Raw genomic sequence first — 10,480 nt, 5'->3', positions numbered from 1 at the left:
TGCGGGAAGTGCTCGGGCACGAGTTCGGCCAGTGGACGACGTGCCAGTGCGTCCGCCGCACCGACGAAGAACACTTCGCCGTTGTCGACGTCATCGATCCGGGCCAGCAGCTGGAGCAGGAAGCCGGTCACGTCGCGGGCGTCGACGTAGTTGAACAGGGCGACGGCTGACAGCGCCGAGTCGTCGAGTCGTTCGACGACCGAGTGGCCCTGCTGAGTCGGTGCGCCCTCCCATTCTTCGGGCGCGATGACGAAGCAGGGACGGAACGACACGAACTTCACCGCGTCCGTCTGCCGCGCGAACATCCCCGCAACCTGCTCGGCCATGTACTTGCTCAGGCCGTATGCGTGCCAGGGCTGCGGCGTCACCGTCTCGTCGAGAGGGAGCTTCGGCGGCGTCCACTCGACTGGCGCGCCGTAGCCCATGATCGACGGACTCGAAGCGATGGCGACGGTCCGGGCACCGGCGGCCACCGAGGCGGCCGTGACGTTGTGAGCGATGACGGAGTTCGTGCGGAGGATGACGTCCTCGGGTGCGCTGAACGGCACCGCGATCGCGGCCAGGGACACCACCTCGGCGGGGGCCACCTCGGCGAAGACCGCGGCAGTGGCCCCGGCATCGAGGAGGTCGACCGCACGATACTCCACTCCGTCACTCGGATCCTGCGGGAGCACGCGGTCAATGCTCACCACCTCACGGCCAGCCGCGGCGAAACCCGCCACGACGCTGCGACCGAGGCGGCCGGAGCCACCGGTGACGATGATCCGATCAGACATCGGATCCGCCATCGCCGGCAGAATCGGCCAGGGTCACGACGCCGTCGACTCGGCGAGTGAGACTCCAGGGATTCTCGTCCCGGATCGCCGCGGAGAGGACGGGAGCCGGCGCGTTCTGGAAGACGACGGGGCGCAGGAAACGCTCGATCGCGGCTGTTCCCACCGAAGTGGAGCGACCGTCGGAGGTCGCCGGGTAGGGGCCTCCGTGCACCATCGCATCGCCGACGTCGACCCCCGTGGGCCAGCCGTTGAAGAGGATGCGACCGACGCGCTGCTCGAGCAGTTCTGCGAGGGCCGCGGCCCGCTCGAGGTCGGCGGAGTCGCTCTCACTCAGGTGGATCGTCGCGGTGAGTTCGCCGACGAGGTTCTTCGCAGCCGAGAGCAGTTCCTCGTCCGAGTCATGGCGAACGATGAGGCAGACCGCTCCGAACACCTCATCGGACAGTTCCGGGGTGCCGACGAACCGGGCGACGTCGGTGCTGAAGACCGCGGGTGCGGGCGCATTCGCGGTCTGCCCCTCAGTGCCTCGACCGACCTCGTTCACTCCGGCGCTGGTGGCGAGTCGGTCCGCACCCTGCGTCCGAGCCTCGCAGATGCCGGGTGTCAACATGGTCTGGCCGGTCGCCGTGGCGACCTCGGCGGCAACGCAGTCGACGAATTCGTCACCGGCGTTGCCGGTGGGAACGAAGATGAGCCCCGGAGCCGTGCACAGCTGGCCGGCGGAGCCGTTGAGCGAGGTGACGAATCCCTTCGCCAGCTCCTCGGCGGTGGAGCCTTCCGCGATCGCCGAGGGCAGGACGAAGACGGGGTTGACGGAGCTCATCTCCGCATACACGGGGATCGGGACCGGGCGGGCTGCGGCGGTGGCCATGAGAGCCGTTCCGCCGGACCGGGACCCGGTGAAGCCGACTGCGCGGATCCGAGGATCGGCGACGAGTTCCTGACCGATGTCAGCGCCGCGACCGTAGACCAGGGAGAAGACTCCCGGGTGCACGTCCTGGTCGGCGACGGCCGCGGAGACGGCTTCGCCGACGAGGTGTCCGGTGCCCGGGTGGGCGTTGTGCGCCTTGACCACGACCGGGCAGCCGGAGGCCAGCGCCGAGGCCGTGTCCCCGCCCGCGACGGAGAACGCCAGCGGGAAGTTCGAGGCGCCGAAGACACCGACAGGGCCGAGCGGAATCCGCTTCTGCCGCAGGTCAGGGCGCGGCAGCGGCGAGCGTTCGGGCAGTGCCGGTTCGATCCTGACGCCGAGGTGGTCGCCGCGCAGCGCCACGTTCGCGAAGAGGCGCAGCTGGTTCGTCGTGCGAGCCAGTTCACCCTGCAGCCTGGCCTGGGGCAGTCCCGTCTCCGTCATGGCCGTGGCCACGATGTCCTCGCCCCGGTTCTCGATCTGCTCGGCGATGGCCGTGAGAAGGTCGGAGATCTGCTGCGGCGTCGCCTTCCGGTAGCTGTCGAAGGCCTCCTCGGCCGCCGAGGTGGCGCTGACCAGCTGCTCGCTGCTGAGCAGGGTGAACTCGGGGCCGGTTTCGGCACCGGTCGCCGGATCGACCGCTCGCGTCGTCCCGCCCTGGCCTTCGAGCTCCCGCCCGGCGACGATCGAATGCATGGTTTCGCTCACGTCGGTGTCGACGCTGGTGGATGCTTCATTGTTCTGCATGTGATTCCTTCCCTGTGACGGTGTCGAGGACACCGAGGTGTGGACGACCCTGGCGGTCAGTTGGTGAGGCCGCTGAGCAGGGTGGCGAGACGGTCCTGCTCAGCCTCCGAGAGATCGCGCAGCGGCGGACGGACCGATCCGACAGGGCGCCCCACGGCATTGAGCCCGGCCTTGACGATGGACACGCCGTACCCCGAACCGAGATTGCGGATGTCGAGGTAGGGCAGCACGAAGTCGGAGATCATGCGGTTGACCTTCGGCTCGTCCTCGGCGCGCACGGCGGCGTAGAAGTCGAGGGCGAATTCCGGGATGAAGTTGAACATCGCCGAGGAGTAGGTGCTCAATCCCATCTTCAGCAGCGGCAGCGCGTAGGTCTCGGCCGTCGGCAGGCCGCCGATGTAGATGAGCCGGTCACCGTTGAGGGCCCGGACTCGCGCCAGATGCTCGATCTCACCGTTGGCGTCCTTGAACCCGATGAAGTGCGGGTACTTCTCGGCGAGCTTCGCCACGGTCTCTGCGGAGTAGTGCGCGTTCGCGCGGTTGTAGATGATGACGCTCACCGAGGTGGCTTCGAGCACCGCTGAGACGTGGGCGAAGAGACCCTCCTGCGTGGTTTCGGTGAGGTAGGGCGGAAGCAGGAGGAGCCCGTCGACGCCGGCTTCCTCGGCTGCGCGCGCCGAGGCGATCGCCTGGGCCGTGTTGCCGGTGGCTGACCCGAGCACGGGCACACCGTCGCGCACGGTGTCGACGGCGATCGCGCTCACTCGGGATGCCTCCTCGGGGGTGAGGGAGAAACCCTCACCGGTGCCGCCGGCGACGAAGAGGCCGGCGACGTCGAAGCTCGACTGCCATTCCAGGTGCTTCCGGAGCGTGTTCTCGTCGACGGCGAGCGAATCGTCGAAGGGGGTGACCGGGAATGACAGAAGACCGTTCTTCAGAACATTCGCCAGCTCGGTGGGTGCGTAATCAGTCACGTCGACCTCTCAGGACGGGGGTGCCCGATCGAGCACCGAAGGAGTTGATGTCTTCGACGCTACCGGTGCGAACTATTCCTGTCTAAGCCAATTTTCACATTATCTGATACCCGCAAGGTATCGTGAGTTCGTCCCGGAGCCCCTGAGTCCCGGAGTCACGAAGTCACGGCTTCACGGCAAGGCGCTCAAGGACCGGCAGGGCGGAGCGCAGGGCGGGATTGTTCGATTCGATCGACCACATGGCGTGGAGCTGAACGGCGTCCTCCGGCGATTCGCGCAGCGGCAGAACCGTGACCCCCGGGAAGGAGAACATCGCCGCCGACGCCGGTATGACAGCGCTGCCATGGCCCGCGGCCACGAGGGTCACCATGGTCAGCGCCTGGCTGACGGTGTAGGTGATCTGCTCGTCCGAGACGTGGAGGAGAGACACCACGAGGTCGCGGAAGTACTGCGCCTCGGTGATCGAGTACATGATGAGCGGTTCGGTGCGTAGTTCCTCCACGCTCACCGGTTCACCGCGTCTGGCCAAGGGATGGTCGTCGGACATGGCCACGACGAGCCCTTCGAGCAGCAGGGGAGCGGAGTCGATGAATTCCACGGGCACGGGTGGCCGTGCCAGACCGATGTCGAGAGTGCCGTCCGTCAGGCCTTCGAGCTGTTTGCTCGTGACCATCTCCCGCAGTTCCACCTTCACTCCGGGGGCGTCGGCGTTGATGTGGCGCAGCAGCTTGCCGAGCACGGCGAACGACGCCGTCGAGGTGTGCCCGATGCGCAGGAGGCCGATCTTCCCCTGCTCCACGAGGCGGGCCCGGACAGGCGCCGACTCCGCTTTCTCGAGAAGCTGCCTGCACTCGATGAGAAAGGCTTCGCCGGCCGCCGTCAGCCGCACCCCGCGGGATTCCCGCAGAAGCAGGTGCACGCCGAGGCTGCCCTCCAGCTTCTGGATCTGCCTGCTCAACGGCGGCTGAGTCATGTGAAGGCGCTCTGCCGCGCGGGAGAAATGCAGCTCCTCTGCGACCGCGACGAACGCCCGAGCTTGATCGAGGGTGAACACGGCAGTGAGTCTCCAGTCATCGCGGGACAGGGGTCTCGTTGAGAATACAGGCAAGCGCAATCAGCTTCCGCTCTGCGATACATCCCGATAGCCGCATCGCCAACCTGCGGCTCTGCACTACACCTCGACAGCCGCAGTTCCTCCACTTCCACGGCGGTGATTTACGCCTATTGGTGCGTGATGCCACAATGAGCAGACCTAGCGACTCTGATTCTTCCGCAGAACAGGAGGCGAACCATGACGGATGACACTCGCACCGAGGCGGAGGGCACCCGCGCCGAGGTGGCGGCCAAGCACGCACGCCTCGTCGCGCTTCTCGATGAACGCGCCCTCGACGGACTGATTCTCAACACCGCGGGAAGCCTGTCTTGGCTGCTCGCGGGTGCCCGCGTGACGGTCGATGCGGCGTCGGGTCCGGTATTCCAGGCCCTGGTCACCCGGTCCGGGATCGACCTCGGGATCGCCGCGAACGAAGTCAACCGGATCCTCGCCGAGGAAGTCCCTGAGTCGCTGGCCCACGACGGTTTCGTCACCGTCCACCCCGTCCCCTGGTACGAACCGCTCAGCACCTTCGTCGACTCCGTCCCGGGAGCGGACCAATGGGCCATCGATGCCGAGGGCGACCACGCCCCTGCCCTGCGCGCTGCCCGGGCGGTCCTCCTCGACGCCGAACTCGACCGCTATCGGCACCTTGCACAGGACCTTGCGACGGCGATGAGCGATGTGCTCTTAGCTGCGAAACCCGAGATGAGCGAGCTCGAGCTCACTGCGGACTTGTCTCACGCGGCGCGACGACAGGGAGCGGAGCCGCTGGTCCTTCTGGCCTGCGGGGAAGCGCGCGCGGCCTACCGGCACCCGCTGCCCACCGAGGCGAAGTTGGGGCGGAGAGCCATGCTCGTCATCTCCGGTCGACGGAAGGGTATGCTGGCCCACCTCACGCGCTGGGTCAGGTTCGGCGACCCGAAGGACGGGGAGGAGGAATTCGAGACGAAGCTCCTCGAGGTGGAGGCCGACATCTTCTCCGACCTGTGGGACGGACGCCCCTTGCGGGACATGATGACGACGATTCAGCGGTCCTACCCCCGCCGCTTCGACGCGGAGGAGTGGACTCGGCATCATCAGGGTGGGGCTGCCGGTTACGTGGGCCGTGATCCCATGCTGACCCCCGACGTCCCCGACATCGTTCAGACCGGTCAGGCGTTCGCGTGGAACCCGAGCGCGCACTCGCAGGCGTTGGGAATCGGCGCGAAGGTCGAGGACACTGTGGTGTTCCACGGGGAGGGGCCCGGCCCCATCGAGGTTCTCACCGCCGATGGCCGGTGGCCGACGGCCACCGTCAACGGCATCGCCCGCCCGGTCACGCTGCAGCTGTGAACCGGCGCGGGCGTCAGCCGCGACGCCGCAGGACGACTGCGACCTCGAGGTGCTTCGTGTGCGGGAACATGTCGAAGACCCGAGCCTGCGTCACCTCGTAGCTCGGCATCCGGTCGAGGTCCTTGGCCAAGGACAGTGGGTTGCAGCTCGAGTACACGACGTGCTCGACGCCGGAGTCCTCAAGGATCGCGGAGAGCTTTGCCCCGATCCCTCGCCGAGGTGGATTGACGATGATGAGGTCCGGGTCCTCGACGCCGTCGACAGCAGAGCCCAGGGTCGCAAGGGAAGCGCCGTCACCAGCAGAGCCCAGGGCCGCCTCGGCGAACTCCGTCGCATCCGCGGCGAGGAACCGGGCGTCGACGCCGAGCTCCGCAGCGCTGAGCTTCGCCGACTCGATGGCCTGTTCGCTCACCTCGACGCCGGTCACCCGACGCCCTGACGACTCGACGCCGGTCACCCGACGCTCTGACGACTCGCTGCCGGTCACCCCTCGCGCGCAATGGAGCGCGAAGCCGCCGACCCCGCAGTACAGGTCCCACAGGTTCCTCGGTGCGATTTCCTCGACCCAGTCCGCGACCTGCTCATAGAGGGCGATTGCGACGGCTGTGTTCGTCTGGAAGAAGCTCTGTGGGCGCAGGTGGAGGTCGACTCGGCCGAGGTCCATTCGCAGGGAATCGCCGAGCAGCATCACCTCGTGGCTGCCTTCGAGGGCCGCCTTGTGCTCGGGCAGGAGGTTGACGGACAGGACCGTGGCGCGGGGAACCAGCTGCCTCAGCTGCTCGCGGCGCGAGGCCAGCACCTCGAGGCCGAACTGGGTGCGGACGACGAACCGGATCATCAGGTCACCCGACGGGGCCGCGGTGATGTGGACGAACTTCAGCTCACCTCGGCGCTGGGGCACGTCGTAGGGTTCGAGGCCGGTCTCGTCGAGGAACCCGGCGAGGACGGGGATGACGCCGCGGATCGCCGGGGCCTGGATTCCGCAGTCGCGCAGGTCGACGCCGTGGAACTCCTGGTCGAGGATGCCCAGCGTGAGCGCGCCGGCGGCGCCGCCCACCGCGAGCTTCGCCCGGTTGCGGAAACCTGCGGCGGGCCCCGTCGCGGCCGGCAGCCAGTCGCTGGGAGCATGATCGTCCAGGACCTCGCGGCACCAGGTTTCCTTGTCTCTCACCTGGGTCCGATATGGTGTCTCGAGCAGGGTGCAGGAGCGACAGGCGCCGCTGGTGAAGTAGCGGCAGTTGAGATGCCCGTCCACCGCGACGGTCAGCGGGAGGGGCGAGGAGGTCATCCCTCCATTTTACCCGCGCACGTCGGGGCAGTAGAATTGGTCAGCCAAATCGATTTGGCCGAAGGCTCGGCGAACGCGAAGGATGACATGACCCAGCTGCGCACACTCCACGAGGCCCCCACGCTGCTCATCCCCGACCAGGTTCTCCTGCCCGCCGGTCCGCAGACTTCTCACGCCGTGCTCGTGGCCGACGGCCGCATCGCCGCGGTCGGCCCCGTCGACGTCGTCGCCGCCGAGGCGCCTGCGGACGTCGTCCGCATCGACCTGCCCGGTCGGCTGCTCATGCCCGGTTTCGTCGACGCGCACCACCACCTCACGCAGTCCTTCGGCAAATCCCTCGTCTTCGGCGAACCCTCCGAGATCTTCCAGCGGGTGTGGGTGCCGATGGAGAAGCACATGGACGCCGAGGCGGTCGAGGTCGCCACTCAGCTCGCCGCCTGGGAGTCCCTGCGCGGCGGGTTCACCACCGTGGCAGATGCCGGCACCCGCGCCGGCGTCGACGTCTCCGCGATCGCCGACGTCACCTCCGCGGTCGGGCTGCGGTGCGTGCTCGGCGTCATCTGCAACGACCTCGGCGGTGGTGGGCGGAGCAATGACCTCGCCGAGGTGGTCGCCGCCGCCGAACGTCACCTGAGTCGGTGGGACGCCGAGGAGCTCATCCATCCTTCGCTGGCGATCTCCATCCCCGAAGCCGCCTCCGACGACGGACTGGTGGCGATCACCTCCCTGGCGCGCGAGGCCGGAGTGACGTTCCAGACTCACCTCAACGAACACCTCGTCGCCGTCGAACGCTCGCTCGTCGCCACCGGCGATCGTCCGCTGGAACGCCTCGCCCGCCTCGGCGCCCTGGGCCCTGAACTCCTCGCCGCGCACGCGACCCTGCTGACCCCGCGTGAGATCCGCCTCCTCGCCGAGGCCGGCGGCTCGATCTCCTACAACCCTGTCGCGAGTTCCTGGAAGGGCAACTCCGTGGCGCCTGCGCTGCTCATGCACGAGCTCGGGATGCGTGTGGGCCTTGGCACCGACGGCACCCGCTCCGATGCGTTCCGTCTCCTCGACGCCGCCGAGACCGCGCAGCGTCTGACCTGGGGGATGGACGTCGGGGACTCCTCGTCCGGCGGCGGCTGGACGTGGCTCGAGCAGGGCACCCGCGGCGGTGCGGACGCGGTCGGTCTGGCAGGTCGCGTCGGAGAGATCGCCGCCGGGGCGTACGCAGATCTCCTCGTCGTCGACCTCGACGTGCCCGAGTTCGTGCCCTCGTGGGACGTGTCCTGGGAGCTGGTGCGCATCGGCAACCGGGACCAGATCGAATCGGTCATCGTCGGAGGCAGGCTGCGACTCGAAGGCGGATGGCCAGTCGACTGGGACGGCCAGGCCCTGCTCGAACGGGCCCGCGAGGTCGCCGACCGGGTCGTGTCGAACTCGTCCATCACCCTCATCGACCCATCGGCGACAGTCCACCGCGAAGCCTGGCTGAACCAGCGATGACCCTTGTCGCCTTCATCGTCATCGCGGTGACGGTCCTCCTCTCGGCCTTCGTGCAGGGTTCGACGGGGATGGGCTTCGCGATGATCACCGCGCCCATCGTCAGCTTCATCGACCCCAGCCTCATCCCGGTCATGCTGCTGGTGCTGATGATCCCGCTCAACGCCTACATCGCGGTGCGCGAGAAGGCGGACATCCACTGGCACGGGGTGAAGTGGATCAGCGTCGGGCGCTTCGCCGGGACGTTCCTGGGGCTGTGGATCCTCGTCATCGTCAACCTCCACCAGCTGGCGCTGCTCATCGGCTGGTCGACGATGATCGCCGCGATCGTGGCGCTGCTCGCCCCCAAGTTCACGCCCAACAAGACGGCGCTGGCGACGGTCGGCGTCGTCACCGGCATCACCGAGACTTCGACCGGGGTGGGCGGCCCGCCCTATGCGCTGGCCTACCAGCACAGCCCGGGACCTGAACTGCGCTCGACGGTGGCGGTGTGCTTCCTCGTCGGGGAGATCATCTCCCTCATCGTCCTCGCCCTGAGCGGACAGGTCGAGGAGCGCACGATCCTCGTCACCGCCGGACTGCTGCCGTTCCTCGCCATCGGGTCGTTCCTCAGCCGCTACGTCCACCACCGCCTCGACGGCCCGGTGCTGCGCTACACGGTGCTCGGCTTCGCGATCGTCTCCGGGGCCGTCGTCATCATTCAGGCGTGAGCCGGGTGTTCAAGATGAGTATGGGTCGAGGGCCTGCCAGTGAGCGCCGGCCTTCCGGTGTTCGTCGGCCTGCCGCCACTGGTCCAGTAGTCTGAGCCCATGGGTTCCTCCTCACGCCCGAACCGGGCGACCATCGCCGACGTCGCGCGTGCGGCCGGCGTTTCACGCACCACCGTGTCCCACGCGCTCAACGGTCTCGGCAAGGTCAATGCCCACACCCGGGCGAAGGTCGAGGAGGTCGCCGCCGCGCTCAACTACCGGCCCAGCGCCCGCGCCCGCGGTCTGCGATCCGGTCGGTCCCAGGCGCTGGCCCTGCTCAACTCGATGCCCTCGGCAGTGTCTGCCGGACCCTCCCAGCTGGGCTTCTTCACCGAACTCGCCATGGGATGCGCGCGCACGGCGCTGCTGCGCGACTACGTCTTCGTCCTCGCCCCGCCCGGTGACAACCGGCGCGCTCTCGATCACCTCGACGTCGACGGTGCACTCGTCCTCGAGCCGGCGCCCGACGATCCCTTCGTCGCCGAACTCCGCGATCGGGGCATCCCGTTCGTCATCGTCGACGGCCCCGCCGAGGTGGCGGCCGGCGAAGGCAGTTCCGCGGCCGGAGGAGGCGGCTCCGGCGAGGCGGCCGGCGAAGGCAGTCACGCCCCCGTCGTCGACCTCCACCACGGCGAGACCGCCGAGCTGATGATCTCCCATCTGTGCGAGCGCGGGGCGACGCAGCCGAGCCTCGTCGTGGGAGCGAGCGGCCGCCGCTCGCAGCAGGCCGCGATCAGCGTCTACCGCGGGATCGCCGCGGAGGCCGGGTTCACCCCGCTCATCGCCGAGGCGGACGAATCCGAAGGTGAGGACGGTGCCCATCGTGCCGCCAGGCAGTTGCTGCTCGACCATCCCGAGGTCGACGGGATCTGCGTTCCCATCGATGCCTTCGCCACCGGCGCGGTCCGCGCGGCTGCCGACGTGGGCAGAGCAGTCGGCACGGACCTGCTCGTGACGACCCGTTACGACGGGATCCGCGCCCGCACCTCCACGCCGCCGCTGACGGCGATCGACCTGCACCTCGAGGAGGTTGCGAAGGTCGCCGTCGACCGCCTCATCGCCGTTCTCGAGGGCTCTGACGAAGCGAAGAAGGCCGCCGAGGCGATCGCCTCGGCGGCCCCAC

General features: G+C 68.3%; 9 protein-coding genes. 4 read left to right on the top strand and 5 right to left on the bottom strand.

The window, feature by feature from the left end:
• The 4 genes from RIT73_RS17010 to RIT73_RS16995 all read right to left on the bottom strand — a co-directional run.
• Positions 1–776 (bottom strand): NAD(P)-dependent oxidoreductase (locus RIT73_RS17010; protein ID WP_309133294.1); only part of this gene is annotated, 776 nt, incomplete at its 3' end.
• On the bottom strand, positions 769–2,433 hold the full coding sequence (locus tag RIT73_RS17005; protein WP_309133293.1) for an aldehyde dehydrogenase (NADP(+)): 1,665 nt from the start codon (positions 2,431–2,433) through the stop codon (positions 769–771). The genes RIT73_RS17010 and RIT73_RS17005, both read right to left, overlap by 8 nt.
• Positions 2,434–2,489: 56 nt before the next feature.
• On the bottom strand, positions 2,490–3,407 hold the full coding sequence (locus RIT73_RS17000; protein ID WP_309133292.1) for a 5-dehydro-4-deoxyglucarate dehydratase: 918 nt from the start codon (positions 3,405–3,407) through the stop codon (positions 2,490–2,492).
• Positions 3,408–3,570: 163 nt separating this feature from the next.
• Positions 3,571–4,461, bottom strand: a complete 891-nt coding sequence (locus RIT73_RS16995; protein ID WP_309133291.1) for a LysR family transcriptional regulator — start codon at positions 4,459–4,461, stop codon at positions 3,571–3,573.
• A gap of 237 nt (positions 4,462–4,698) precedes the next feature.
• Here RIT73_RS16995 and RIT73_RS16990 point away from each other — a divergent pair, with 237 nt between their 5' ends.
• Entirely contained in the window at positions 4,699–5,835 is a 1,137-nt protein-coding gene (locus tag RIT73_RS16990; RefSeq protein WP_309133290.1) for a M24 family metallopeptidase, read from the top strand.
• A gap of 13 nt (positions 5,836–5,848) precedes the next feature.
• Here the strand turns inward: RIT73_RS16990 and RIT73_RS16985 are convergent, their stop codons facing one another.
• A complete protein-coding gene (locus RIT73_RS16985) occupies positions 5,849–7,123 on the bottom strand; it encodes a methyltransferase domain-containing protein (RefSeq protein WP_309133289.1) in 1,275 nt (424 codons plus the stop codon).
• A gap of 87 nt (positions 7,124–7,210) precedes the next feature.
• Here RIT73_RS16985 and RIT73_RS16980 point away from each other — a divergent pair, with 87 nt between their 5' ends.
• From RIT73_RS16980 to RIT73_RS16970, 3 genes are all read left to right on the top strand, one after another.
• Positions 7,211–8,611 (top strand): amidohydrolase family protein, encoded by a 1,401-nt coding sequence (locus RIT73_RS16980; protein ID WP_309133288.1) that lies wholly within the window; start codon positions 7,211–7,213, stop codon positions 8,609–8,611.
• On the top strand, positions 8,608–9,318 hold the full coding sequence (locus RIT73_RS16975; RefSeq protein ID WP_309133287.1) for a sulfite exporter TauE/SafE family protein: 711 nt from the start codon (positions 8,608–8,610) through the stop codon (positions 9,316–9,318). Before RIT73_RS16980 ends, RIT73_RS16975 begins: the two co-directional genes overlap by 4 nt.
• A gap of 99 nt (positions 9,319–9,417) precedes the next feature.
• On the top strand, positions 9,418–10,480 hold a 1,063-nt coding region (locus RIT73_RS16970), incomplete at its 3' end, for a LacI family DNA-binding transcriptional regulator (RefSeq protein ID WP_309133286.1).

This window comes from Brevibacterium sp., assembly GCF_031179145.1.
GTDB lineage: Bacteria > Actinomycetota > Actinomycetes > Actinomycetales > Brevibacteriaceae > Brevibacterium.
This window is presented reverse-complemented; position numbering and strand designations above follow the sequence as displayed.